20 protein-coding genes and 3 tRNA genes are annotated in these 25,579 nt (G+C 38.6%); 14 read left to right on the forward strand and 9 right to left on the reverse strand.

All coding sequences use genetic code 11. The annotated features are described in order from the left end of the window. The first annotated feature begins 112 nt into the window (after window positions 1-112). On the forward strand, window positions 113-2,836 hold the full coding sequence (locus tag AB1Z56_RS01650) for a carboxypeptidase-like regulatory domain-containing protein (protein WP_426790900.1): 2,724 nt from the start codon (window positions 113-115) through the stop codon (window positions 2,834-2,836). A gap of 301 nt (window positions 2,837-3,137) precedes the next feature. Here AB1Z56_RS01650 and AB1Z56_RS01655 read toward each other — a convergent pair whose 3' ends face one another. Continuing rightward, on the reverse strand, window positions 3,138-3,719 hold the full coding sequence (locus AB1Z56_RS01655) for a thymidine kinase (protein WP_309362182.1): 582 nt from the start codon (window positions 3,717-3,719) through the stop codon (window positions 3,138-3,140). A 216-nt stretch (window positions 3,720-3,935) separates the two neighbouring features. On the opposite strand from AB1Z56_RS01655, the gene AB1Z56_RS01660 reads away from it, so the two are divergent. Next, a complete protein-coding gene (locus tag AB1Z56_RS01660; RefSeq protein ID WP_426790901.1) occupies window positions 3,936-4,973 on the forward strand; it encodes a hypothetical protein in 1,038 nt (345 codons plus the stop codon). Between the two features lie 70 nt (window positions 4,974-5,043). Here the strand turns inward: AB1Z56_RS01660 and AB1Z56_RS01665 are convergent, their stop codons facing one another. Then, window positions 5,044-5,670, reverse strand: a complete 627-nt coding sequence (locus tag AB1Z56_RS01665; protein ID WP_426790902.1) for a hypothetical protein — start codon at window positions 5,668-5,670, stop codon at window positions 5,044-5,046. Window positions 5,671-5,853: 183 nt separating this feature from the next. Between AB1Z56_RS01665 and AB1Z56_RS01670 the strand changes: the two genes are divergently transcribed. Together AB1Z56_RS01670 and AB1Z56_RS01675 are read left to right on the forward strand one after the other, a co-directional pair. Beyond that, the gene (locus tag AB1Z56_RS01670; protein ID WP_046671896.1) at window positions 5,854-6,168 is read left to right on the forward strand and encodes a YbaB/EbfC family nucleoid-associated protein; all 315 of its coding nucleotides are present in this window, start codon (window positions 5,854-5,856) and stop codon (window positions 6,166-6,168) included. Between the two features lie 10 nt (window positions 6,169-6,178). Then, on the forward strand, window positions 6,179-6,862 hold the full coding sequence (locus AB1Z56_RS01675) for a metal-dependent hydrolase (RefSeq protein WP_309362177.1): 684 nt from the start codon (window positions 6,179-6,181) through the stop codon (window positions 6,860-6,862). Between the two features lie 74 nt (window positions 6,863-6,936). Here AB1Z56_RS01675 and AB1Z56_RS01680 read toward each other — a convergent pair whose 3' ends face one another. The 3 genes from AB1Z56_RS01680 to AB1Z56_RS01690 all read right to left on the reverse strand — a co-directional run bounded on the left by AB1Z56_RS01680 (window position 6,937) and on the right by AB1Z56_RS01690 (window position 11,012). Further along, on the reverse strand, window positions 6,937-7,755 hold the full coding sequence (locus tag AB1Z56_RS01680; RefSeq protein ID WP_286736570.1) for a UDP-2,3-diacylglucosamine diphosphatase: 819 nt from the start codon (window positions 7,753-7,755) through the stop codon (window positions 6,937-6,939). Window positions 7,756-8,180: 425 nt separating this feature from the next. Further along, on the reverse strand, window positions 8,181-9,044 hold the full coding sequence (locus AB1Z56_RS01685) for an N-acetylglucosamine kinase (protein ID WP_046671899.1): 864 nt from the start codon (window positions 9,042-9,044) through the stop codon (window positions 8,181-8,183). A 240-nt stretch (window positions 9,045-9,284) separates the two neighbouring features. Beyond that, the gene (locus AB1Z56_RS01690) at window positions 9,285-11,012 is read right to left on the reverse strand and encodes an MFS transporter (RefSeq protein ID WP_313267985.1); all 1,728 of its coding nucleotides are present in this window, start codon (window positions 11,010-11,012) and stop codon (window positions 9,285-9,287) included. A 302-nt stretch (window positions 11,013-11,314) separates the two neighbouring features. On the opposite strand from AB1Z56_RS01690, the gene rho reads away from it, so the two are divergent. Both rho and pssA read left to right on the forward strand, forming a co-directional pair. After that, the gene (gene rho / locus AB1Z56_RS01695; RefSeq protein ID WP_309362174.1) at window positions 11,315-12,814 is read left to right on the forward strand and encodes a transcription termination factor Rho; all 1,500 of its coding nucleotides are present in this window, start codon (window positions 11,315-11,317) and stop codon (window positions 12,812-12,814) included. Window positions 12,815-12,888: 74 nt separating this feature from the next. After that, window positions 12,889-13,575 (forward strand): CDP-diacylglycerol--serine O-phosphatidyltransferase, encoded by a 687-nt coding sequence (gene pssA / locus AB1Z56_RS01700; protein ID WP_309362172.1) that lies wholly within the window; start codon window positions 12,889-12,891, stop codon window positions 13,573-13,575. On the opposite strand, the gene AB1Z56_RS01705 is transcribed toward pssA, so the two are convergent. Both AB1Z56_RS01705 and folK read right to left on the reverse strand, forming a co-directional pair. Then, window positions 13,572-13,916, reverse strand: coding sequence for an Hpt domain-containing protein (locus tag AB1Z56_RS01705; protein ID WP_309362170.1), 345 nt, complete (start codon window positions 13,914-13,916; stop codon window positions 13,572-13,574). The two genes, pssA and AB1Z56_RS01705, sit on opposite strands and share 4 nt — an antisense overlap. After that, on the reverse strand, window positions 13,897-14,400 hold the full coding sequence (gene folK, locus AB1Z56_RS01710) for a 2-amino-4-hydroxy-6-hydroxymethyldihydropteridine diphosphokinase (protein WP_309362168.1): 504 nt from the start codon (window positions 14,398-14,400) through the stop codon (window positions 13,897-13,899). Before folK ends, AB1Z56_RS01705 begins: the two co-directional genes overlap by 20 nt. 222 nt (window positions 14,401-14,622) lie before the next feature. On the opposite strand from folK, the gene sppA reads away from it, so the two are divergent. The 3 genes from sppA to AB1Z56_RS01725 all read left to right on the forward strand — a co-directional run bounded on the left by sppA (window position 14,623) and on the right by AB1Z56_RS01725 (window position 18,831). Then, entirely contained in the window at window positions 14,623-16,389 is a 1,767-nt protein-coding gene (gene sppA / locus AB1Z56_RS01715) for a signal peptide peptidase SppA (RefSeq protein WP_426790903.1), read from the forward strand. A 216-nt stretch (window positions 16,390-16,605) separates the two neighbouring features. Next, the gene (locus AB1Z56_RS01720) at window positions 16,606-17,796 is read left to right on the forward strand and encodes a phosphoglycerate kinase (RefSeq protein ID WP_426790904.1); all 1,191 of its coding nucleotides are present in this window, start codon (window positions 16,606-16,608) and stop codon (window positions 17,794-17,796) included. A gap of 165 nt (window positions 17,797-17,961) precedes the next feature. After that, the gene (locus AB1Z56_RS01725) at window positions 17,962-18,831 is read left to right on the forward strand and encodes an endonuclease/exonuclease/phosphatase family protein (protein WP_309362162.1); all 870 of its coding nucleotides are present in this window, start codon (window positions 17,962-17,964) and stop codon (window positions 18,829-18,831) included. A 22-nt stretch (window positions 18,832-18,853) separates the two neighbouring features. Here AB1Z56_RS01725 and AB1Z56_RS01730 read toward each other — a convergent pair whose 3' ends face one another. After that, window positions 18,854-21,541, reverse strand: coding sequence for a hypothetical protein (locus tag AB1Z56_RS01730; RefSeq protein ID WP_426790905.1), 2,688 nt, complete (start codon window positions 21,539-21,541; stop codon window positions 18,854-18,856). 806 nt (window positions 21,542-22,347) lie between these two features. Between AB1Z56_RS01730 and mgtE the strand changes: the two genes are divergently transcribed. From mgtE to AB1Z56_RS01755, 5 genes are all read left to right on the forward strand, one after another. Next, on the forward strand, window positions 22,348-23,724 hold the full coding sequence (mgtE, locus tag AB1Z56_RS01735) for a magnesium transporter (protein WP_309362158.1): 1,377 nt from the start codon (window positions 22,348-22,350) through the stop codon (window positions 23,722-23,724). Window positions 23,725-23,970: 246 nt separating this feature from the next. Further along, window positions 23,971-24,044 (forward strand) — tRNA-Asn (locus AB1Z56_RS01740). A 50-nt stretch (window positions 24,045-24,094) separates the two neighbouring features. Then, a tRNA-Asn gene (locus AB1Z56_RS01745) sits at window positions 24,095-24,168 on the forward strand. 88 nt (window positions 24,169-24,256) lie between these two features. Further along, window positions 24,257-24,330: transfer RNA gene (locus tag AB1Z56_RS01750), tRNA-Asn, on the forward strand. 57 nt (window positions 24,331-24,387) lie between these two features. Next, the gene (locus AB1Z56_RS01755; RefSeq protein ID WP_426790906.1) at window positions 24,388-25,302 is read left to right on the forward strand and encodes a PfkB family carbohydrate kinase; all 915 of its coding nucleotides are present in this window, start codon (window positions 24,388-24,390) and stop codon (window positions 25,300-25,302) included. Here AB1Z56_RS01755 and AB1Z56_RS01760 read toward each other — a convergent pair whose 3' ends face one another. Beyond that, a complete protein-coding gene (locus AB1Z56_RS01760; protein WP_120334911.1) occupies window positions 25,303-25,548 on the reverse strand; it encodes a cytochrome b5 domain-containing protein in 246 nt (81 codons plus the stop codon). Window positions 25,549-25,579: the final 31 nt, after the last annotated feature.

Here is a 25,579-nt window from a genome sequence, read left to right on the forward strand (position 1 = left end):
TGGGAACTGTTCGTTGAATAGGCATAATAAATGTTAAAAATACCCCAATGAGGTTGGTCTTTGCCTAAAATTGAATATATTTAGCTATTCATTTTTTATTCTAAGACTTTCAATGAAGCACATAAAACTATTGACTTTATCGATAGGACTGTTAGGAATGGGGACGAGTTATGCGCAGACCACACCGACATTGCCTATTAATACGATCGTAGAACGAGTTCAGAAATATTTTCAAGTCTACCCAGTTGAAAAAGTACATTTGCATTTCGATAAACCGTATTATGCCGTAGGGGACACCCTTTGGTTTTCGACCTATTTATCCCGTAATCTAGCAGAATATGAGCCGAGTAAAATCGCTTATGTCGAAGTACTGAATAGTCGTGACTCGCTTATTCAGACCCTCAGAATTCCATTGGATAAAGGTGTAGGAAATGGACAGATTGTACTGGATCCACAGTTTATGTCACAGGATAATTATCGATTCCGGGGCTACACGAAATGGATGGCAAACTTCGATAATGCCTACTTTTTTAATAAAATAGTCCCGATAGGTGATGTCATCAATAAGAAATTGATTACAAATATTGAATTCCAAAATAATATTGGAGGCAATAAAACCCAGGCTGTGGTACAGTTTCGCGACCGTACGGGAAAACCGATGATCAACTCAAAGATCAACTGGGAGTTTGTCTCGGGGTGGGAAACGTTCGACAAGGGTAAAGGTGAGACCGATGGTCTGGGAAAAGTAACGATAAACCTCTCCGCGAAAGAAAAGGCAAATCTGGAGAAAGGACAACTGAAAATTAGTATTCAGGAGAATAAAAATGAGAAACCGTTGTCCAGCTCTTTCTTGCTCAAAAATGCCTTATGGGATGCTGATGTGCAATTTTTTCCTGAAGGGGGAGATATCATCGCCGGATTGGCAAAAAAGATCGCATTTAAGGCGCTTGGATCCGACGGAAAGGGACTCAAGGTAAAAGGAAGTATTTTAGACTCAAAAGGCAAGTCTGTTGCGGATTTTGAGGACTTTGGGACTGGAATGGGGTATTTTTCCCTGCTTCCGCTTGCTGGGGAAAACTATCAAGCTGTCGTAAAGTTTGAGAACGGGCAGGAACGCAAATATAAATTGCCCGCTGTTGTCAACGATAAGGCAAATGTGGTTTTTGTGAAACAGGATGCCACGAATGCAGAATTTGCAGTAGTGACCAGCGAAGAAAATTTTACAAAAAATCAGGGCCAATCTTATTATGTTTTGGTTCAGTCGAATGGGCATCTCTGTTTTGGCGCGCAGGTGAATTTAAAATCTTCATCAGCATTGGTCAATATTCCCAAAGAGCGTCTGCCAAATGGTATTGCTCAGGTAACCTTATTGAGTCCTGATGGAAAGCCTATCAGTGAACGTCTGGCATTTGTTCAAAGTGAAAAGCTTTTAAATATTCAGGTTACCAGCGATAAGCAAAGTTATAAGGCTAAAGACTTGGTCAATCTTAAACTTGCTGTAGACAACAATGGGCAGAAGTTCCCGGGGAGCTATTCTGTAGCTGTAATTGACGAATCCAAAGTCCCTTACAATGATCAGACAGATTTATCCATTGTGAGCAACTTTCTGTTGACTTCGGACTTGAAAGGAAATGTGGAAAATCCAAATGCCTATTTCGATGAAAAAAATCCCAACCGGGATAAAGCTTTGGATGCTTTATTAATGACACAGGGATATCGTCGTTTTGATTATCCAACATTAATCGCTGAGAAGTTGCCACAGATCAGTTTTCTTCCAGAACAAGGGATTGAATTGTCGGGTATCCTTCGGATGAACACCGGGCGTCCTTATCCAAATGGTGGATTACTTTTATCTGTACCTTCCCGTAATATAAAAAAGGACGTGTATACAGATCAAAATGGACGATTCACATTTAAGGATCTTGTGTTTCCGGATTCGTCCAAAGTAACGGTAAATGCCCGATCTAATGATAACTACCGAAGTTTGGTTATTAATATGGACCAGAGCTTCTATCCAGAGATTGATAAGAATAATGGATATAAGAGCTATTTTGTACCCAATATAGACCAGGCTTTTGCTCCTTATTTGGCAAATAGCCGAAAGGAATATCGAAAATCGATTCTCTTGGATGAGGTCGAAGTGACGGCCGTAGTGAAGAAAGTAATCACAAATAAAGATTTTCCTTCAATTTCTGGGCTGTCCATGCCGGAACATCGTATTGAGCCAGAGCGTTTGACCGGTTGTAACGTGTTGACCATGTGTCTTCAAACAGTATTGACGGGCATTACGTATGATCCACAGACATTGAAATATTATGTTTCTCGTGATTATAATGCGGGTGGGCGTACACCTGTTCAATTCTTTCTGAATGGTATGGCTATTGATGAGCCTGGATTGAATAGCATCAATGTCGCGGATATCGAAGGTATCGAAATCTTCTTACGTGATGAATTGGGTACAGTATCCAGAATGTATCAAAATAATGGTGTTGTGTCAATCTATACGAAGAAAGTGGAAGCGAAGAAACCGCGCATGTCACTGAGTGAGATTGAAAGCATGTTGCCTAAATCGAATGTAATCGATATGTATCCTCTAGGCTATATTAAAGAACGGAAATTCTATGTCCCAAAATATGATACTCCGGAAAGGAAGGCTGCAAATGATTTGAGAACGACCATTTACTGGAACCCTAAAGTCACAATTACAGAGACAGGGGAAGCTGCCATTCAGTTTTATAATGCCGACGGAAATGGGAATTATAAGGTAATTGTCGAAGGAATGGATCAAACAGGAAATATTGGCCGTAAAGTTATAAATTATCGTGTTCAGCCATAAGGTGAGTGCAATGAACTCATGGGGTACTTTAGGTAAAAACATGGATCAATAAAACAGATACTTTAAAACAAAGAACGCTGTTCTCACTCAAAGAGAGCAGCGTTCTTTGTTTGTTAAAAAAAAACACCTCCTTGATGGGCAAGGAGGTGCTAACTAACCAATTATAAACCTAAATTATGAAAAGTATTTTGTCGCTTTTTTAAAGCGCTAATATTCGTATTTATAAAGTATATTTCAAATCCTATGCCAAATAGAGTTTATAGCATTTTTGGCAGATTTTTAGTTAACTTTTTTGATCATGCTATTTATTCAAATCGAAATAACATGGTCTACAACGTGGTTCATAAGCGTCTTTTTCACCTAAAAGTACGGTTTCCGTATTCTTGGTCAGGCGATAAGAATAATTCGCTGGAGCGCCACATTGCATACAAACCGCATGTACCTTCGTAACGTGTTCGGCTACTGCCATTAGATTGGGAATGGGGCCAAATGGTTGTCCTTGAAAATCCATATCGAGTCCGGCAACAATTACCCGGATACCACTGTTTGCCAATTTGACACATACTTCTGTCAAACCGTCATCAAAGAATTGTGCTTCATCAATTCCGACGACTTGCGTTGATGAACTCAGCAGTAGGATAGCAGAAGAATGGTCGACAGGTGTCGATGGTATGCTATTGCTATCGTGTGAAACGACCAATTTCTCATCGTATCGTTTATCAACGGCTGGCTTAAAGATTTCGACATTTAAACGTGCATATTGTGCTCTTTTTAGCCTGCGGATCAATTCTTCTGTCTTACCCGAGAACATCGAGCCACAGACGATTTCAATGCTACCATATTGAGCGGGGCGCAAAGCCAAATTATGTTCGGAAAAAAGCATTTGATTAATTTAATTTTGCCGGAAGGTCTGCAAATAAGGTGATATTTGTAAAATGACCTCCTATTATATTCTGTTTTTGACGCTGCTAATATCAGAATTAAATATTAAATTTGGGTAGTAAAAAAGTGAACGTAAATCCAAATATTTAAAAATCAAAGGATTGAGTTTTCCACTTTTCGACCGCTTGAAGGTATAAGTATTATAAATGATTAATTGGTGATTTCAAATAGAATTATGGGTACTAAAGAGGAAATTTTTAATAAGATAGGCGATTTATTACAGGATTTAAATGGACAGTATCTGACCTTATCAGAACAAGGAAATTTATCCGAAATTAACGAATTAGTAACACTGGAAGCTAAGGCACAAGCGGTAGCTGCATATATAACTTTACTCAAGACAAAGCTCGTTCTTCAGGAAAATCAGTCACAACATACATTAAGTGCTGCGGCACTGGGAAGTAAAAAGATTGCATTCAACGATTATTTTACACCTCCTTCTACCATTAGAACATCAGCACAGCAAGTTGTTGCTGAACAGCCTCAAAAAGAGGTTCGAGAAGCTCAATCGGCTGAAGATTTCAGCCGTGGAACTGAAGAAAGCATTGTGGTAAATGAAGAAACTATCGTGGAGGAAAAAGAAGTCCCATTTGTTTCTGAAAGTGAACCTGTAAAATCGGAGGAACTTAGTCCAGAAATTGTTGAACCTGTTGCACCTCCAGTTGCTGCAATTCCCCCGGTTTTTGCGGCTGCGCCAGTGGAGGAATTAGCTTATCAGGCAGAAAAGGAAGTCACTGAGCAAATCGAAGAACCTACTGTCTTCGTTACAGAAGTAATCGAAGAACCAAAAGAAGTTGTTATTGAACAACCGCAGGAGGTTCTTATTCAGGAAGAAATTAATGCGGTCGTTGAGGAGGTTCCCGCTAGACCCTTGACCTTAAATGAAATTATCTCTCAGCAAAAGCAAGCCGGCGTGAAGAACCGCGTTTATCAAGTAAATCAATCTGGATCTAGCGATAAACTCACAGATATTAAAGCAGGGATAAGTTTAAATGATAAACTCTTATTTATTAAGGATTTGTTTAATGGGTATAGTTTAGCGTATAGTGAGGCTGTCGAATTATTGAATAGGTTTACAAGCTATGCAGAAGCGGACGCCTTTTTGCAGACAAATTATGCGATTAAAAACAAATGGGCAGATAAACCGCATACCGTTGAAAAATTATACGACGTTCTGCGCAGAAGATATAACTAAAATTATAAAACATAAAAAAACAGCTCTCGTTCTATTGGAGCTGTTTTTTTATGCCTATATTTTCGGTTCATTAGCTTAGTTGAAATTGTAGCCAATTGTTTCCTTCATGACCATATACAAAATACTTTGGCTGAAGAATTTCGGCTAATGACTCAAGTTCGCTCAAATAATTGTAGCCGGGAATCTGTGCAAATTGTTCACTGGTCATAATAAAGACCTGATCGAGTTCGATGGCTTTGGATGAAGCGATAGCTGCCGAATTCAACAATTGTGGTATTTGGATAAATGTCTGTTCCCCATGACCGATGACAATGATTTTATCGGCTTCATTTTCTGTTGTAACTGGAATACCACCTGCAATTTTTATGGCTTCCTGCAGATAGGCAGAACGGTTTATTTCAAGGGGTTGTATTTGGTCCAATACCAATACTTTGGGCCTGTCAGTCGCTGAAATAAACTTAAGTTTATGGATTAGAATACTTGTTTCGTCTTCAATTTTTTCAACCAGTTCAACTGTTTTATCGATGGCATCGAGATCAGTCCCGATACGTTTGACATAGGAAATCATATCATCGATGTCGACAAGTTGTGGGCGATCTGAAACTAATGTGTCGTAGGTTTCAGCTGGAATAGCTGCCGGATTTAGGTCCAACTGGTCCAAAATATGGGCGACTAGTTTTTCTTGATTGCTTTGCATGTTGCAAAAATACAAAACCTTCCTGACTTCGCGGACACCAAGAGTAATGAAAGCGAACTGAAGGTTCTTTTAGGCCAATAAGATCAGACACTTTCAGAAAAAGGGAAGCATTGGCGAAAGTAAATTAGCAATAGTAGGTATGCACAGATTTTTGTAAATTGGCATCAAATAAACGATATAAATATGTTTGACAAATTATTTCAAGCCCAGCAAAAGGCGGAGGAAATCAAGAAAAGATTGGATTCAATTTCTGTGTCTGGTGAAGTAGAAGGTGGTTTAATCCGTGTGGTAGCGACAGCAAACAAAGAGATAAAAGAGGTTACTATCGATCCTGTATTTTTATCAAACGCAGATAAGGAAGAATTGGAGGAGTTACTTGTGGTTGCTTTGAATAAGGCAATTGCTCAAGCTGAGAATATCAGCCAAGCTGAAATGCAGGCAGCAAGCAAGGATATGTTGGGTGGACTAGGAGGACTAGGCGGATTGTTTAATCAATAACGATATTATCATGAAAGCAACTTATTACGGACAATCTTGTGTGGAGTTTGATTTTGACGGAACGAAGGTTCTTTTAGATCCATTTGTTACCTATAATCCACTTGCAAAAGAAATCGATGTAAATACAATTAAACCGGATTATATCTTTTTAAGTCATGGGCATCAGGACCATGTGGCTGATATGGCGACGATTCAAAAAAACAGTGATGCCACTGTTTTAGCGATTGTTGAAACGGCGGACTGGGTGAGAAGGCAGGGAGTACCTGATGATAAAGTTATCGAGTTTAACTTGGGCGGAACTGTTCAATTACCTTTTGGTTCGGTAAAGATGGTCTATGCTGCACATACCAATAGTACGCCTGATGGTCAATATGGTGGGTTCCCTGTAGGTTTTGTCTTTACTGTAAAAGGCCAGCGAATTTATTTTGCTGGAGACACTGCGTTAACCATGGAAATGAAATTGCTGGCAGACATGAAGCTGGATTGGGCATTTTTGCCGATAGGTGGGCATTATACAATGGACGTGGATGATGCGATCAAAGCCGCTGAATTTGTGAATTGTGCTCGGGTTGTTGGTATTCATTACGATTCATTTCCGCCAATAACCATCGATAAACAACAGGCATTGGATAAATTTCAGAATGAAGATATTTCATTGTCATTGCCGAAAATTGGTGAGACATTTGAGCTATAAAATCAAAAAGCCGAGTTAGCTCGGCTTTTTGATTTATTGTTCACCAGATTCTGTGCAGATCTGTGCTGTGTTCATTAGGATATGACAATCTTTTTGAGATCTTCCAGACTGAAAAGGGGGATATCGATAATTTTATTTTTAAGAATCTGTTCTTTGTTCTCCTCAAAATAAAACAGCTTCCATTCGCCATTTTTATATTCTAGGCTGCTGAGGTTTTCGATCCAATCGCCTGAGTTCATATAGGTACAGGTTCCTTTTCTGGTAATAACTTCTTTGATCTGAGGCTGATGAATGTGTCCGCAAATGACGAAATCATAATTTTTTTCAATCGCCAGTTCAGTAGCGGTATGTTCAAAATCCGATATATATTTGACTGCTTTTTTAACTGAGTTTTTGATCTTTTTGGATAATGAATACTTTTCTTTACCCATCTTATCCAGGCAATAATTAATCACATTATTGAGCTGAATAAGTTTGTCATAGCCCCAGCCACCCAGTTTGGCCAACCATTTCGAATGATGGATGGAGGCGTCGAATACGTCCCCATGAAAGATCCAGACTTTTTGGTTATTGAGCGAGAGAAGCAGTTTATTGCTTAGCTTGATGTTACCTAATTTGAGGTCGGTAAACTTACGTAGCATTTCATCATGGTTACCTGTGATGTAATGTACTTCTGTACCCGAAGAGCTCATATCAATAATTTTTTTGATGACTTTGAGATGTTCCTGTGGGAAATAGCTTTTTTTGAATTGCCAAATGTCTACGATGTCTCCATTCAATATCAGTATTTTGGGAGATACGGACTCTAAATAAAGTAAAAGCTCCTTCGCTCTACTCCCGTAGGTACCTAGGTGTAAATCTGAGATTACAAGTATATCAAGGCTTCTTTTCATTTGCAATAAATTTGTTTCATGTACGTCTTCAAAGATGTCTAAACCTTCTTTGTTGATTTTTGTTGTCCTTTTGCCTGTTGGGGACTATATTTCACCTTTGACGGATTTGCCTGAAATGAATCGATCATGAACGGTCTATTTTACCGTTTTTTTTATTATTGTATACCACGATTTTTCATTCAATAAATCTGTTATCTTCTTTTACAAAAAAAGGATACTTTTATTTTGTACCGATGAAATTCCTGTTATTAAATCATTAAAATGTTTTGTAAAACGGTATGAATTAGTTTATTGGAAATTAATATTGGCAAGGGATTTTCATTGAGGAGACGACCACAAGGTCAAGAGAGTGGAGGAAGAGCAACAAAAAAAGGTATCCAATTTTATTGAATACCTTTCATTATGTTAAAGATTATTTTTCTTTTTTATTTGGCAGTTGCTGCCGCTCTATCGATGTGAAATTGTACTAAATCGTCAATAGGAGAGCGTAAGATCTTGCCTACTTTCATTCCATATTGCTCAGCTTTTTCAGCCAAAACATTTCTGAAATTATAACCTACCGAACCAATACAGTTGAAAGTATAGCTTTGATAATTAGGGTATTTGCTAACAAGGTTTCTGAAAAATGCTTCAAAAGCTTCATCAACGATATTACGTGTATATTCGATATTTACATTATTGTCATAGACAAATTTGCTAAAGCTAGCACAGAAACGATTTGGCATAGGTTTGGTATAAACCGCGTCCATAATTTCGTCTTTTGTCATTTTATACGTGTTATAGAATACTTCTTTAACATCTTTAGGCATCAAATTACGAACATAATCTGCCAGTAATTTTTTTCCAATATAACTACCAGAACCTTCATCACCTAAAATGTAAGCACCTGAGTCGATGTTTAATGTGATTTCTTTGCCGTCATAGAGACAAGAGTTTGTTCCTGTTCCTAAGATCGCAGCAAATCCGGCTTGAGTTCCTAATAATGCTCTTGCTGCTGCAAGAAGATCGTGTCCTACTTCAACTTCAGCTGTAGTAAATACTTGTTTTAAGGCATCAACAACAATTTGTGCTTTTTCCTTGTTATGAACACCTGCACCATAATAGTTTACCTCTGAGATTTTTTCAAAAGGTAAATCTTGCGGTAGTCCTTTTTTTAGGGAGTTTACAATGTATTCACTATCAACAAAATAAGGGTTATATCCTTCTGTGTTGAAGTAGATTTTTTTATTCGAATCGTCTAACAAACACCAGTTTGTTTTTGTTGATCCCCCGTCAGCAATGATTATCATTATTGAGTAGTTTTAATTGTGTTTATCGTTATAAAATGAGTAATCAATTCATTAATCAATTCCCCGAAAATACATTTTTTAATTTTAAATATCATAATTTATCCATGTATTTTTCAAAAAATAAATTTTTGTAGTTTGGTGACTATATAAAAAAACTGGCTTAACGATATTGTTAAGCCAGTTTTTGAGCTGTGTAATAAAATTGTTTAAATAGTGTACTATTTACAATTAGTAAGGGTATTAATGGCCCCCTTCAGCCTCTATTTCGTCAATATTGATTCCTTGTTTTGTTAATATTCCCTTAACAAATATCGCAAAGAAAACAACATAACAGAATCCGATCAACGGTAGGATATACGAGTTATGGATACCAATAATATCTGCTAATTTTCCTTGAATCGGAGGAAGAACACCACCGCCAAGAATCATCATGACAAGAAATGCCGAACCTTGAGCTGTATATTTACCTAAGCCTACAATGGATAAACTGAAAATCGAAGACCACATAATTGAACAAGCAAGACCACCCGATAAGAAAGCATAGATTGCAACTGTACCTGATGAGAATAAACCAATCAACATCGCAATGATTCCAAATAATCCGAAAATAATCAATGTACGGGCAGGTTTTTCTTTACTTAGGTAGAATGCTACAATTTGAAGAATGATACATACCACGTAATAATAAAGGTGTGACATTTCAAATCCGGCAAGTGTGTTGACGCCGATAATGATCGAAAATGCAATCAGAGGAACGATAATCAATAATCCATTTTTAGCCGATTTACTCAAGTTAAAGGCTGTAATTGCGCCGGCCCAACGACCGATCATCATACTTCCCCAGTACATAGATACGTAAGGTGTAATCTGCGATGACTGCAAGTGACCAAATTCTTTCAATGTTAGTAACTCACCTAAGTTACTACCGATGGCAACTTCTATCCCCACATAGATAAACAAGGCAAGCATACCCAAAGCCAATTGCGGATATTTCATCGCGCCCCAACCTTCAGGATTCTTTTGTGCACTCTTATTGGAGAATAATAATCCACCAATAACAACAACTAAAGCACCTGCCAACCATAACATACGTTGCATTTCAAGTGGTTTGGCAACTTCCTTGATGTGCAATTTGAGTTGATCAATCTGAACCTGATCCGTTAAACTAGAAACCTGTTTGTGTAATTGTTCTACCTGCAAGGCCAAATCACTCTTATAACTTAAGAAAACTGGTGTGAACATACCAAAAAGTAGGACGGTCATAATGATCAACGTGCGTAAAGCTTTATTGGCCTTTTCCATTGGCTCATCACTAATTCCAGCAGGAACTTTTTTACTGAAATTAAATAATGCTGCAGCCAGCAGGAACAACAGACCGACACCTATATAAAGATAAACCACCTTGTTTAAAGGAAGGTTGGCTATCTCGGAGTCAGAAATAGGCTCAAAAGTTCCGAATAAGGAAAATCCGATAACAAGAGGGCCTATTGTTGTACCAAATGAGTTGATACCACCGCCTAGGTTCACACGGGAAGCACCCGTTTTTGGATCGCCCAATAAAACAGCAAATGGATTTGCTGCAGTCTGTTGTAATGAAAAACCAAGGGCTACAACGAATAGTCCCAACAACATACCAACATATAAGTTTACTTCGACAGCGACAATCATGGCTGCTGCCCCCAATGCCGAGAAAAGTAAACCGTAAACGATACTCTTTTTATATCCCCATTTTCCAACCAGGTCCTTTCCTCCGATTGAACTGAAGATAAATAGTAACAATGCACCAATATAATAGGCTGTATAAAAAGCAAAGTCTATTAACTGGGATTGAAACTGGTCTAAATGAAAGTAATTTTTGCAGAACGGTATAAAAACACTGTTCCCTGCCGCAATGAACCCCCAAAAGAAAAACACAATAATCAATGTGTAGAGTGCGGGGTAATTGGTTTTAGTTTGTTGCTGTTCCATATAAGGGATCTAAAAACTTAAATTTTGAAAGGTACGAACTTATGAAAAAAAATATAAATTCAATCTAAAAATGTTGTTAAATCGTTTTACTAGCTACAATAGTAAATATTTTTTTTGAAATATTTTGAAATAACAAAATTTGTTTTTTTCTTTGTCTAGGTTCTCAATATTTAATCCACTTCGGGTTTAAAAGAAATCATTAAGTTCTTCATCACACTTAATCATGGAAACTTGTTTAAGTGTGTAATCAGAATTCAGAAAAAAGCTCAAAAAAAAATCCAAAAATCATACACAACACATTAATGGATATTAACGAATTAAACGCTAAACTCGTATCGGAATTGCGCGAGATTGCTAAGTTGATCGGTATCGCAGATGCTGATAAATTGCGTAAACAAGAATTAATCGAAAGAATTAGCAATACTGGTGGAGAAGAGGAAGCAGCTCCAGCGCCAGCTGAAAAAGCAGCTAAGGTAGAGGAAGATAACCAGGAACATGCTGAACGTACACGTAAGCGTGTGCGGACCGTAAAAACTGCGGAACCTGTCACGGTAAGAAAACGTGAAGTTTCTGAGCATGACGAAACCCCGGTTGCAACCGAAGATGCACCAGCAGTAGATAAAGGTCCCCAACCTGAAAAAGCAACACAAACTCCTAAAGCAGAAAACACCTCTTCAAGTACAGATTTCGATAATGTGATCGTTAACGAGGGTGTATTGGAGATCATGCCTGATGGTTATGGCTTCTTACGCTCATCAGATTATAACTATTTGACTTCTCCTGATGATATTTATGTATCACAATCTCAGATCAAATTATTTGGTTTGAAAACGGGAGATACGGTACGTGGTTGTATCCGTCCACCTAAAGAGGGTGAAAAATACTTCCCTTTGGTACGGGTTGAGGCTATCAATGGGCAAAATCCTGCTGAGGTTCGTGACCGTGTTCCATTTGATTATTTAACACCATTATTTCCGGATGAACGTTTAAATCTCGATATGGGAGTTGGAAATTACTCTACGCGTATCATGGATTTGTTTACACCTATAGGTAAGGGCCAACGTGGATTGATCGTTGCGCAGCCGAAAACGGGTAAAACAAACTTGTTGAAAGAGGTTGCAAATGCTATTGCGAAGAATCACCCAGAAGTTTATTTGATTATCTTATTAATCGATGAGCGTCCTGAGGAGGTTACAGATATGGCGAGAAGCGTACGCGCTGAAGTTGTTTCTTCGACATTTGATGAGCCAGCTGACCGTCACGTGAAAATTGCGAATATCGTTCTTGAGAAAGCTAAACGTATGGTAGAGTGTGGACATGATGTTGTTATCTTGTTAGATTCTATCACCAGATTAGCGCGTGCGTATAACACAGTTGCTCCAGCTTCGGGTAAAATTTTATCCGGTGGTGTGGACGCTAATGCTTTACACAAGCCAAAACGTTTCTTTGGTGCTGCCCGAAATATTGAAAACGGTGGTTCATTGACTATTTTGGCAACAGCATTGACAGATACAGGTTCTAAAATGGATGAAGTTATCTTTGAAGAATTCAAAGGTACAGGTAATATGGAATTACAGTTGGATCGTAAGCTGGCGAACAAACGGATTTTCCCTGCGATCGATATCACTGCATCGAGTACACGTCGTGATGATCTATTGACTGACAAAGAAACATTACAACGTATTTGGGTACTTCGTAACCACTTGTCTGATATGAATTCTACGGAGGCCATGGAATTTTTACAAGGTCAATTGCGTGGAACTAAATCAAATGAGGAATTTTTGATCAGTATGAATGGTTAATTCCATCAAATTTTGATATTTTAGCCATCATTTCTAATCGAATGATGGCTTTTTTAATTTAAAATATCCTGTAAATGAAAAAACATATCCCAAATCTGCTGACTTGTCTAAACTTATTTAGTGGCTGTATCGCTGTATTAATGGCACTGAAAGGTAATATACAAGCTGTTACTATCTGTGTGTTTGCGTCGGGGATATTTGATTTTTTCGATGGAATGGTCGCGAGGCTTCTTCATGTTAAATCGCCAATAGGGAAAGAGCTCGATTCATTGGCAGATATGGTTAGTTTTGGTTTTTTACCTGGGACGATCATGTTTACCTTGTTGACCAAGGTATTTCCTGATGGCTCTCTGTTACCTTATTTAGGGTATATCATCACCATTTTTTCTGCCTTGCGTCTCGCAAAGTTCAACCTGGATGAGCGGCAAACGTCTGATTTTATCGGTCTAAATACACCAATGAATACATTCTATGTACTTTCGTTACCTTATATTGCTGATAAATATCCGCAGGTAATTTTAAATCCAATTGTTTTGATTTGCAGCGTTCTTTTGACAAGTTATCTATTAGTGAGTGAAATTAGGCTATTTTCGATGAAATTCAGTTCTATGGATTGGAATACGAATAAGTTTCGCTTTATTTTTCTACTCCTGACGCTGATCTTGTTTATTGTCGGTCAATTTATGGCTTTACCGATCATACTTATTTTATATTTCCTATTGTCGGCATTGCATTTCAATAAAAAAAACGATCTGGTTTAGATCGTTTTTTCATATTGTTCCAATTCAAATAGCAGCTCCTTCATTTCGATGTAAATGATATCAAAGGAGGCTCGGAGTCCTTCAAGAGATTCCTGGTTTTTTGCATTGGTCTCTAATTCCTCAAATTTTTCTTTTAAATGAAAAGCACCTATATAGTCCATGGTGGGTTTGATATGATGGGCTGTATCGCCAATCTTTTGAAAATCTCCTTCAGCCAGGGCTTGGCGGAGCTTGTCGAGGTCTACAGGTGTTTGAATAAGATACATTGATACAAATTGTTTGATTAATTCTGGATTGTCAAACATGTTTTGGTTGATCAGTTCAATGTCGATATGGTTCATCGTTGCTAATTTTCTTTACAGGTAAGTCGTCTTTGCATTTATCCAATAAATATACGTTATTTTTTTTGTAAAGGGGATGGATATAGTCCGGCGCTATTTCAACTAAAGGCGCGAGTACAAATCTTCGTTCTGCAATAAAAGGATGTGGAATACGAAGTGTGGGCAGATCAATGATATCTTGGTTAAAGTAGATGAGGTCGATGTCTATCACTCTTTCGCCCCATTTTTTGATGCGTATACGTCCTAATTCCTGTTCAATGGACTGGGTGATCTCTAAACAGTCAGTCGCCTGTAGATCGGTAGTTATGATAAGGGCTTGATTCAGGAATGTAGGCTGGTCTTCCACTCCCCATGCGGCAGTTTCATAGATCGAAGAAACTTCAATAATTGCTCCAAGACGCAACTCAAGCTGTTTTCTCGCTAGATCAAGTTGCTGAAAACGGTCTCCGAGATTGGTGCCCAATAGTATGTAAATCTTATTCATACTGCTAAATTAAGGTTTTGTTGATTTTAATAGGAAGAAATTCGGGCATAAATTGTAGGTGGAAAAGTGAATTTCAGTTGGCTAGATGCCCTAATTTCGTGGAAAAAAATATGTTGTAGTTGAAATAAAAGACTGGGTGAATAAAAAATATTGCCTTACCTTTAGTGAAAAATAAGTCTTTCCACAGGAAGATAGGTTATGGATCGGATTTAATTACAAAATATGAAATCATTTTTTAAGTACGTACTGGCAACAATTACGGGGATTGTGATCTCTTTTGTTGTGTTGTTTATTGTTTTGATGGGAATTATTGGGGCGATCATCAGTTCAGCCTCTTCTGACCAAGAGATTGTTGTTAAGAGTAATTCGGTTTTATATCTGTCCTTTGACTATGATATTACGGAGCGAAGTGAGGCCAATCCTCTGGGTAGTCTTAACCTTCCGGGTTATTCGACTAAAAATATTGGATTGGATGATATTTTGGCGAGGATCAAATATGCGGCTACCGACGGAAATATTAAAGGAATCTATTTGGATGCAAGTCATATCGGGGTTGGTTTTGCAAGTTTAAAGGAAGTAAGAGACGAACTTTTGGCCTTTAAGAAAACCGGGAAATTTGTTGTTGCTTATAATGCCGGGTATGACCAAAAGGCCTACTATGTAGCGAGCATTGCTGATAAGGTGTATGTGAATCCACAAGGGACGATTGATTTTAGAGGTTTGGCAAGTTCTACGATGTTCTATAAAGACCTCCTGGATAAGGTTGGGGTAGAGATGCAGATTGTGAAGGTGGGTACATTTAAAAGTGCTGTTGAACCTTACTTTTTGAATAAAATGAGTGATCCCAATCGCTTGCAGGTAACATCCTATTTGGGTAGTATATACAGTACTTTTATTAATGAAATAGCAGTGAGCAGAAATATTGCTGCCGATTCATTACGGGCTATTGCGAATGACTATCGTGTTCGGGATGCGGACGATGCGGTAAAATATAAGCTTGCGGATGCCAAGCTGTATAAAGACGAACTTTTGTCGGACTTGAGAAAGCGTTTGAAAATTTCGGAAAAGGATGAGATATCGTTTGTTTCCCTATTGGATTATAATAAAAAGGTAAAAGATGATGCGAGTGGATCTGAAGTTGCGGTTCTTTATGCTGCCGGAGAAATTGTTGACGGTGAGGGGACGGGACCTGGCCAAATCGGTGGCGATAAATTCTCCCGCGAACTACGAAAATTAAGAGAAGATGATGCGGTTAAAGCTGTTGTTTTGCGTGTTAATTCACCAGGGGGATCTGCTTTGGCTTCGGATATTATTTGGCGTGAAGTTATTTTGACAAAAAAAGTGAAACCTGTCATCGTTTCTATGGGTGATTTAGCGGCCTCTGGTGGGTATTATATCTCGGCAGCGGCAGATTCTATATTTGCTGAGCCTACAACGATTACGGGTTCTATTGGCGTATTTGGTGTGATCCCTAATTTTCAGAATTTGATGAACAATAAAATCGGAGTTCACTACGATGGTGTAAAAACTGGGAAGTTCGCCGATTTGATGACTTCTTTTGACAGGCCATTGACTGCAGAAGAAAGAGATATCATCCAACGGGAAGTTGATAAAGTATATGGTACATTTACGAAAGTTGTTGCAGATGGGCGTAAATTATCCATTGCTGATGTTGATAGTATTGGGCAGGGACGAGTTTGGACTGGTGCGCAAGGGGTAAATAATAAATTGGTTGACCGTCTCGGCAACTTGGATATCGCTATTCAGGCTGCCGCTAAAAAGGCCAATCTGAGCAAATATAAAGTGTCTCAGTATCCAGAGAAAGAAGATCCTTTTACCTCAATATTGAATAATTCGAAAGAAAAAGTCCAAGTTTGGCTTGCAAAAGAACAAATGGGCGAATACTATCGTTATTTTGATGTCATGAGAAAAGCTACAGCACAGACGGGTGTGCAGGCAAGGTTGCCTTATAGCGTTGAGATCCACTAGTAATTGATTTGTAAAGGAGGTTCAATCGTCGTATGGTCATAGGTTATTATGATTTATAACGATGTAGGTAATTCTTGCGTTGCGTGCGGAAAAGTTCGATTCAAGGTAAGAATTGCCATTAATAAATAATTATTTCTAATGAAAGCAAATGCTTTTTTTTATATTTAGCTGTTCGTTTGACAAAACGACCTAATCCCAAATCAATAAAGTTACAGAATGAAAACAGTAGACGATTTAAATTTTGCAGGTAAAAAGGCCTTGGTACGTGTGGATTTCAACGTGCCTTTGGATGAAAATTTCAATATTACGGATGATAATCGTATCCAGGGAGCGGCTCCAACAATAAAGAAGATTTTGAACGATGGTGGAAGCGTGATATTGATGTCCCATTTAGGAAGGCCAAAAGATGGTCCTACTGATAAGTATTCATTAAAACATATTGTTGCTCATCTTTCACAGGTTTTAGGTACTGATGTTCAGTTTGCCAATGATTGTATCGGCACAGAGGCGGTAGAAAAAGCTGCAGCTTTACAAGCTGGTCAGGTTTTATTGCTAGAAAACCTTCGATTCTATAAAGAAGAAGAAAAGGGAGATGTTGAATTTGCCGAGAAGTTATCAAAATTAGGTGATATCTATGTAAACGATGCTTTCGGTACGGCTCACAGAGCTCATGCTTCGACAGCGATTGTTGCGCAATTTTTCCCAGGAGCTAAATATAGCGGTTACTTGATGGCTGCTGAAGTTGGAAATGCAGAAAAAGTATTAAATAATCCGGTTAGACCTTTTACTGCTATCATGGGTGGGGCAAAAGTTTCTGATAAAATTCAGTTAATTGAAGCCTTATTGGATAAAGTTGACAACCTTTTGATTGGAGGAGGTATGGCTTATACCTTCATCAAAGCTAGAGGTGGTGAAATTGGCCAGTCGTTGGTTGAGAATGATAAACTTGATTTAGCGAATGAGCTGGTAAAAAAAGCGAAAGAAAAAGGTGTAAACTTGGTTATTCCTACTGATGCTCAGATTGCAGATGCATTTTCAAATGATGCCAATGTTTATGATGGACCGAATGATCAAATTCCTGCGGATTTGCAAGGTTTGGATATTGGTCAGGAGTCTGCTGCAAATTTCGCAGCGATCATCAAAAATTCTAAAACAGTTCTTTGGAATGGTCCGATGGGTGTTTTTGAATTTGATACCTTTGCGAAGGGTACCAAAGCTGTTGCTGATGCTGTTGTGGAAGCAACAAAGAATGGTGCATTCTCTTTAATAGGGGGTGGTGATTCAGCTGCTGCGGTAAGTAAATTTGGTATGACTGAGGATGTCAGTTACGTCAGTACAGGTGGTGGTGCGCTTTTGGAATACATGGAAGGAAAAGTTCTTCCAGGTGTGAAGGCACTTGAAGATTAATACGAAACTATTTTTTTTGAAAGGGACAGCAAAAGCTGTCCTTTTTTTATTTTAAAAATTGGGGTGTCGCAATTTGTACTATTGATGTAATGTCAGATTAAATCAATTATCTGTTAAATATTTGTGTAGCACTGGTGAGTTTTTATTGTATTTGCTAAATTTATCATGACATGGTTATATATGCAGATATTGATGGATGCTAATAAAAGTAAAGAAAAAGGTAGTTCTGGTTTTTTTTCGGTACTGACGTATAATGTAGCGGGCTTGCCCGGGATTATATCCTCGGCGATCACAGGTAGAAGCCGGAGTATCGCTGAAATTGGAAAGAAGATTAATCCCTTTGATATCGTGAACGTACAGGAGGATTTTAATTATAATAGAAGTTTATATTGGGGTGGGAATTTACATCCGTATCGCACGAAAACCAAGGGGCGCGTTCCCTTTGGTGATGGTCTCAATACCCTGTCTCATTTTCCGATGACCGATGTTGTCCGTGTGCCCTGGAAGAAACGTACTGGAGCTGATTTTCTGACCCCAAAAGGCTTTACCCTGGTTCAGGTAGAGATTGTTCCTGAGGTCTGGCTGGATGTGTATAATGTCCATGCGAATGCACAAAATAGCAGGAAAGCTTCAAGTGCACGCCGGGATAATCTCAACCAGCTGCGCGATTATATTGGAGAGCATTCAACGGACAGGCCACTTATTGTCATGGGGGATTTTAACGCGCATTATAGTTTTTGTGATGATAATCTGCATGATTTTATGGATTCCACAACCCTGGTGGATAGTTGGGTTGAGCTGGAAAACGGAGGCTTAGTACCTGAGATAAGGCACGAGTTTAAGCCTCCACATATGTTGTCTATCGGTAATCAGAGTGAATCCATTGATAAAATTCTTTATAGGAGCAGCAGTCACCTAAGTCTTGCTGCCCGGGATTATAATATAGAAAATAATCTGTTCACCAACCTCAAAGGATTACCGCTGTCGGATCATTATGCTTTGGCCCTGAATTTTAATTGGGCGATCCATCCTTAATTTTGGATAGGGTTAACTCTCCTTAATAGGTGTAGTTTAAACTGAATGTTGGAACTACACGTTGTGTGGTCGTGTTGTCATTGATATAGGTGCCTTTAACGACGAATTCGAAATCTGGAAGTGGGTACCTAAAAGCATTGAAATCAAGCGAGAGATAGGCTCCAAAACTTTTTGGTGAAACTTCCCGGTGTTTGTGTATATTTTGATAATCGGCAAATACTCCCCCTTTTACACGTTTAATATAAGCTAAGGACCCTAAACCAAGGTCGGGATAAGCTATAGGGAAACGATAGTTGATCAATACCGTGTTTTTTATTTTTTCATATTTGTAGTAGCTAAATCCACTCACTAGAGGGATATCGTTGATGTATTGATAAATTCCTGATCCTGTTTGGGCGCTCAGTCTAACTTGAAAACCGTGATTGCTCATAAATCCAGGTAGATAAAATACTGTTCTTGCGGATAGAATTTCACCTTTTGCATTGTTTTCAAAAGGCGTATGTCGGTAGGTGATACTAAAATTTTGTCCCCATCTTGGGTAGAGGTCCATACTAGCCATTCGAGCATTGCGATTGAAGTAAAGCTGGTATGTCAATGGAAATGCGGTCTCGTAATTAAAGTTTTTGACATCTGTTCGGCTAAGGTCATAGCGCCTTAGATAAGCTGTTGCCAGGTTGAACCCAGTGGAATAGACGTAGTCTCTTCTGTAAAAGGAGAGTGGGATGGAGATCTGTGACGATATATAATGCTCGCGCCAGTCGAAACGGATGCTACTGTCCGGTTTATTAGGGATGCTTGCTGCTGCGATTTGCCCTCTGTTTTCATAACGCAATGAGAATTTTGGGAAGTACTTGTTGTAGGTCAGTTCTGCCGAATATACTCCTTTTCGAATGTCGGTGTCATATTCATATCCCAGTGCAATTTGTGTGGTGTTTAAGATGTTGTTTGATAACCAGAAGACTCCGGGTTTAAAATTGTCGAAGCTTTCAAAATTGCTGCTACTTAGCGAAAGACTATGGAAATTAAACGTTCTACCCAGTCCACGATAGGGAACAATTTGGTAGTGCTGACTAGTATCTACAGGGACTGCAGCGATATTTTTTACGCTGTCTTTGGTCAATGCCGTGGCGTAGTAATGCGAAAAGTAATCCGTTTCTGGAGCGATATCAAATGCGGTATCTATGGATGTCTGGGCGATTTTGTAGCCGTTGTACTGGTAGTCGTTGAAGAATAATTGCCTTGTGTCCTTGTCGTAAAATGGGTTGAACGCGCCAAACTGTGCCTTTGTCAAAAGCTGTTTTTTGCCAGATATGAGGTCGATGCTGTAAATGTTATCGATACCATTGAAGTTAGCTTTTGTGATGATCTTCATACCTGAAAGGTATTGCGGCCTTTCATATTGTTGGTTATCCCATGGTGTTAGGTTGGTAATTTTGTCATTTTTCAGGTCGATTTCACATAGTGCGGTTCCGGATTGGGATAATCGTATACCTATTATTTTATCTCCTTGAGGGTTGAAAGCAGGGTGTTGCAGCTGTTCGGCGTTGCCTATTTTAATCCGTTTGATGATACTGTTGTTTTTAAGGCTTATAAGCGTTAGATAGCTGTCGTTGGATAAATCTACCTCAACGCAGGCGATGGTTTCGTCTAGGGGGCTTAAAATCGGTGAATAATATCTCGTCTGTTTGCTGAGCTGGTTAATTTTCCTTGTTTTGAGATTCATGATATTGATAACGCTGTATGTTCTTTTGTTGAAACGCGGATCTTTATGAAGCTCATCCCATAAGATGTAATTGCTGTTTACGTCAAAATGTGGCGTTAACTGTATGCCGGTTTTGACGAGCTTATTTTCTGTTTTTGTTGCCACATCATAGGTATAAATTGCATTGGTCTTTTGGGGATTTTGTTTAATAAAATAGATCAGACCATTCTTGTATTTTGGTAATAAATTACTGTTGTAATAGCCGCTGTATTTCTTGTCTATTTCTGTGTATTTTTGGTATTGATAATCGCTTGTTTTTTTATTCCAGATAGCGTCCAAATTTGCTATTGTTCTGTTGTATAAATAAGCGCTATTTCCACCTATTTTTTTCTTTAAAACGCGATTGATATTATAAGGGTATAACGGTTTTTTGTTAAGCTCCGAGAAGAGGTCGGCTTCATAATTCGAAGGTAATTCTGACTTTAAAGTGGAGGTCATCAGATAGCCGATTGTATAGTAACTTGGGACAATGTCTTTGTAGGATCCTAATAAATATTTATTAAAACTATAGTGGTGATTAGATTGAAAATTTGCTTTGATTGGCATTTCAAAAGCGGGTAATCTTCCTCTTCCTCCCTCTGAATATATCGTTTCGGTCAGCGTCGCATCCCCTTCGAAATACCAGGAAGGAACAGTCAGTCCATAGTAGGCAAGGGCTAATTGTTCAAAAAATGGGGCGCGTAATTTTCCTGTCAATTTGTCAAATTGACTTACGTGTCTTGATTCATGAAGGATCAAATTAGGTAGCCAGGTCTGGTTGTCGGGGTCTGCTCCGGCGGTGCTGTATAGTTCAGATTTACGTGGAGACAGCTGTACAAAACCATTCGTTTGTAGATTCGTGTTGTGGATAATGAATGGAATTTTCCGCGGTGTTATTTTGTAATTTCTAGAAGTTGTACGCAGCGATCGGTTAACCTGGTCAGCTAGGGTAGGGGCCTTGCTCTTCATCTCCTCCGGGAAAATTAGTTGAAAATTCTTGGTTTCAATTTTATACCATTTTTGGCTTAAAGGGGCTTGGCTGTCTTCAAAAAATTGAGCGTAACTTTTTTGTGAATATATTATTAATGATAATAACGATAATATGCTGATAATTATATTTTTATGTTTCATTAATTTTTATAAATCTAATGTTTGCTATTTTTTTTAGTTTTATTATTGCTATTTATGTGAACTTTAAGTTCTTTTAATAATTTCTTTGTGTTTGAATAATAGGTTTTTATGTTTTTTAAATTTCGCTTTTTTTCTGTTGTTTTTTTCTTTAAAATAACTCAGTGCTATTGGGCTATTCTGAAAAAATGCCCTATGTTGAACAGGTTAAAGCATACGACGAATATACTTAAATAATTGGCGATTCTAAGACTATACCGGGAAAATTTGTTTGCTTTTTTTTGTGTAAAAATCTGACGACTATGGGTTGTTGCTTTCGGATATCTAATGGTGAGGTAGCCGTCGCCTGGTTTATTTTAGTTGATAAAAAAATGGATTGATAATTAGACTATAAATTTAATCGTCTTTTTTTTCTTGAACCTGTTGAAGTTGTTGGTGAGAACGGTTTTCTCTTTAATTTATATTGGTGACAAAATGTCTTATTTTTTGATGAGGCATTAAAGGGTACGTCTGGTATTTATCATAATTACTGCGACAGGCTGCAGGTTTTTATTATTTATTTTTTTATGCAGAATTTACTTTAAAAAAGCGATTTTTGTAACATATAAACTTTGTTTAGATGTAGGATTTTTAAATTGATAGGAGATATGGAAGAACTGGAAATGCAGGTGAATCAAATAGAGCAATTGATCGCAGGTGGAGATCTTGTTGGGCTGGAAGAATTTTTGAATGAATTAAATATTTCAGAAGTAGAGGAGCTGATTGATGAGTTGCCCGAACATGGCTCACTATTTATTGAATCATTAAATTTGAATCGCGCAGTTAACGTTTTTCGTATTCTGGATTTCCCTACTCAAAACAGGATTTTTAAGAAGCTTTCTAAAGCAAAAATTAGTGCATTAATTAACGAGTTACCCCCCGACGATCGGACTTCTTTTTTTTCAGAAATGAAGGACGATATTAAGCATTTAATTTTACTGTTACCACCCAAAGATCGTGTTGAAGCATTGGCTTTGCTGGGTTATCCAGAAGATAGCGTTGGGCGTCTAATGACGCCTGATTATATTACCGTAAAAGAGCACTGGAGTATTGAACGGATATTGGGACATATTAGACGTTATGGAAGGGATTCGGAGACGATAGATGTGCTCTATGTGATTGACGGAAATGGGAAGTTAGTTGATGATATTCGGATCAAAGATGTGCTGATGGCCGAGCCGGATACCGTGGTTGGTGAACTTATCGATCATCGTCTGATATCGCTCAATGCTTACGATCCTCAGGAGGAAGCGATCAACATCTTCCGGATGAATAATCGAGTGGCCTTGCCTGTTGTCGACGAGCAGGGTGTTATGTTGGGGATTGTGACTGTCGATGATATTCTTTGGGTAGCCAACGAGGAGTACACGGAAGATATGCAGCGTATCGGGGGGACGGAGGCTTTGGATGAGCCCTACCTGGATGTGTCGATTAAAAACTTGGTGAAGAAGAGAGCGGGGTGGCTTATTGTTCTGTTTCTGGGACAGCTTTTAACAGCTACAGTTATTGAACATTTCGAAGAGCAAATGGCAAGTGCGATTATGTTGTTTGCACTGATGCCTGTTATTATTTCCAGTGGTGGGAACAGCGGTTCGCAAGCGTCTACATTAATTATTCAAGCTATGGCTTTAGGTGAAGTTACTTTGGGTGATTGGTGGCGTGTGATGCGAAGGGAGATCTTGTCGGGGTTATTACTGGGGCTTATTTTGGGTGGGCTTGGCTTTCTACGGATTATGGCTTGGCAATCTTTTGCACATAGTTATGGTGAGTATTGGGTGTTGGTTGCATTGGTTATTTCTTTATCGCTGGTAGGTGTCGTCCTGTGGGGATCGTTGATGGGGTCTATGTTGCCTTTTGTGATGAAACGGCTTGGGGCCGACCCGGCGAGTTCTTCCGCGCCCTTTGTGTCGACATTAGTCGATGTAACAGGTTTGCTGATCTATTTTAGTGTGGCGACGCTTATTTTGAAAGGTGTGCTACTTTAATCGTACTGAATTTACAATATTGTCCATTGATTAGCTAATAGCTATTGAATGTAAAAGAAGGATAATGTTGGTTTAAGTGCTGAAAAGGCGATTTTGTGGAGTTGCATGAGAAATAAAAATAAATTATTCTAATTGGAATTTAGGAAGTTGTAAAAAATGTGCTCAAAAAATTTGTAGTATTCTAATAATCTTCCGATACTTGCATCACGGAAACGCAATAGGGTCTCCGGAAAAATTGAAAAACACTCCTGAATAGCTCAGCAGGTTAGAGCATCTGACTGTTAATCAGAGGGTCGCTGGTTCGAGCCCAGCTTCAGGAGCAATTTAATAACTTACATAACCGGAGTTTTTAAAATATTCAATTTTTCATTCCTGAATAGCTCAGCCGGTTAGAGCATCTGACTGTTAATCAGAGGGTCGCTGGTTCGAGCCCAGCTTCAGGAGCGACAAGCAAATAATTTTATTTGCATAACAAATTAAAATGTACTATTTTTGTACACTCTATGAGAAAGGAATTTCTCGAAAAATAAATTCCTGAATAGCTCAGCAGGTTAGAGCATCTGACTGTTAATCAGAGGGTCGCTGGTTCGAGCCCAGCTTCAGGAGCAATATTGAAACCGGCTTTACGCCGGTTTTTTTGTTTACCATGCTTATTAAAAAACTATGAGTTTAGTAATTATTGGTACGGTGGCTTTTGATACAATAGAGACACCGTTCGGTAAAACTGACAAAATTGTAGGTGGTGCCGGTACATTTGCTAGTTTGGCCGCATCCTATCTATGTGATCAAATTAAGTTGGTCAGTGTTGTTGGGGAGGATTTTGGAGATGACAATCTTGATCTTATTAAGAACCGTGGTGTTGATGTGACGGGGGTTCAGGTGGTTTCTGGCGGACAAACCTTTTCTTGGTCGGGCCGGTATCATAACGATATGAACAGCCGTGACACATTGGCGACTGACTTAAATGTATTAGCTGATTTTGATCCGATCATTCCAGAAAGCTACCAGGACTGTGAATATCTTCTCCTGGGTAATCTTACCCCTCAAATACAGTTGACAACACTGGCGCGATTAAATCACAAACCGAAGCTGGTTGTTCTGGATACCATGAACTACTGGATGAATGTTGCTATGGATGACTTAAGAAAGGTGCTTCTAAAGGTTGATGTATTAGCCATAAATGATTCAGAGGCAAGGCAACTGTCGGGAGAGTATTCGCTGGTTAAAGCTGCAAAAGTCATTTTAGCAATGGGACCTAAATATTTAATTATCAAAAAAGGTGAACACGGTGCGCTTCTTTTTGGAGAGAATCAGATTTTTTCTGCTCCAGCGCTACCATTAGCAGATGTGTTTGATCCAACTGGTGCAGGAGATTCCTTTGCGGGAGGTTTTATTGGCTATCTTGCCAAGGTAAAAAGTATAAACTTTACAAACATGAAGAACGCGTTGATTTTTGGTTCTGCGCTAGCTTCATTCTGTGTAGAGAAATTTGGAACAGATCGTTTGGTTGACCTTACCGAAGAGGACATACAAAAGCGATTGAACGCTTTTGTTGCCCTATCTCAGTTTAATTTATAATCATTGATCTTTCAGTTTTCCGACGATCTGAAATTTTGAAAATACAGATTCTGAATGAGGGGCTTCTTGGAGCTCCTCAGTTAGATCTTGCCCGGCCCAATGCTCGTAATGCATGCCGTTTTTCCACAGTCTACTTTCTCCCACATCATAGATAAATCCACGATAAGCAACCCAGATCTGTGGTTTGTCCTGACCATTACGCAAAGCCAGTTGGCTTTTGCTGTATTCCGATAATTCTTCTGCCATTTGTTATTGTAAAAAGGCGAAGATAGAAAAA

The organism is Sphingobacterium sp. WOUb80, assembly GCF_050058145.1.
GTDB lineage: Bacteria > Bacteroidota > Bacteroidia > Sphingobacteriales > Sphingobacteriaceae > Sphingobacterium.

Bases quoted from the DNA above. Each gene is read 5' to 3' on its own strand.
- AB1Z56_RS01755 (WP_426790906.1), top strand. From the start codon at position 24,388: ATGAGTTTAGTAATTATTGGTACGGTGGCTTTTGATACAATAGAGACA.
- AB1Z56_RS01650 (WP_426790900.1), top strand. From the start codon at position 113: ATGAAGCACATAAAACTATTGACTTTATCGATAGGACTGTTAGGAATG.
- folK (WP_309362168.1), bottom strand. From the start codon at position 14,400: ATGAATAAGATTTACATACTATTGGGCACCAATCTCGGAGACCGTTTT.
- AB1Z56_RS01685 (WP_046671899.1), bottom strand. From the start codon at position 9,044: ATGATAATCATTGCTGACGGGGGATCAACAAAAACAAACTGGTGTTTG.
- AB1Z56_RS01725 (WP_309362162.1), top strand. From the start codon at position 17,962: ATGACATGGTTATATATGCAGATATTGATGGATGCTAATAAAAGTAAA.
- AB1Z56_RS01655 (WP_309362182.1), bottom strand. From the start codon at position 3,719: ATGCTTTTTTCCGAACATAATTTGGCTTTGCGCCCCGCTCAATATGGT.
- AB1Z56_RS01675 (WP_309362177.1), top strand. From the start codon at position 6,179: ATGAAAGCAACTTATTACGGACAATCTTGTGTGGAGTTTGATTTTGAC.
- AB1Z56_RS01760 (WP_120334911.1), bottom strand. From the start codon at position 25,548: ATGGCAGAAGAATTATCGGAATACAGCAAAAGCCAACTGGCTTTGCGT.
- rho (WP_309362174.1), top strand. From the start codon at position 11,315: ATGGATATTAACGAATTAAACGCTAAACTCGTATCGGAATTGCGCGAG.
- AB1Z56_RS01665 (WP_426790902.1), bottom strand. From the start codon at position 5,670: ATGCAAAGCAATCAAGAAAAACTAGTCGCCCATATTTTGGACCAGTTG.
- AB1Z56_RS01680 (WP_286736570.1), bottom strand. From the start codon at position 7,755: ATGAAAAGAAGCCTTGATATACTTGTAATCTCAGATTTACACCTAGGT.
- pssA (WP_309362172.1), top strand. From the start codon at position 12,889: ATGAAAAAACATATCCCAAATCTGCTGACTTGTCTAAACTTATTTAGT.
- AB1Z56_RS01670 (WP_046671896.1), top strand. From the start codon at position 5,854: ATGTTTGACAAATTATTTCAAGCCCAGCAAAAGGCGGAGGAAATCAAG.
- AB1Z56_RS01720 (WP_426790904.1), top strand. From the start codon at position 16,606: ATGAAAACAGTAGACGATTTAAATTTTGCAGGTAAAAAGGCCTTGGTA.
- AB1Z56_RS01730 (WP_426790905.1), bottom strand. From the start codon at position 21,541: ATGAAGAGCAAGGCCCCTACCCTAGCTGACCAGGTTAACCGATCGCTG.
- mgtE (WP_309362158.1), top strand. From the start codon at position 22,348: ATGGAAGAACTGGAAATGCAGGTGAATCAAATAGAGCAATTGATCGCA.
- sppA (WP_426790903.1), top strand. From the start codon at position 14,623: ATGAAATCATTTTTTAAGTACGTACTGGCAACAATTACGGGGATTGTG.
- AB1Z56_RS01690 (WP_313267985.1), bottom strand. From the start codon at position 11,012: ATGGAACAGCAACAAACTAAAACCAATTACCCCGCACTCTACACATTG.
- AB1Z56_RS01705 (WP_309362170.1), bottom strand. From the start codon at position 13,916: ATGAACCATATCGACATTGAACTGATCAACCAAAACATGTTTGACAAT.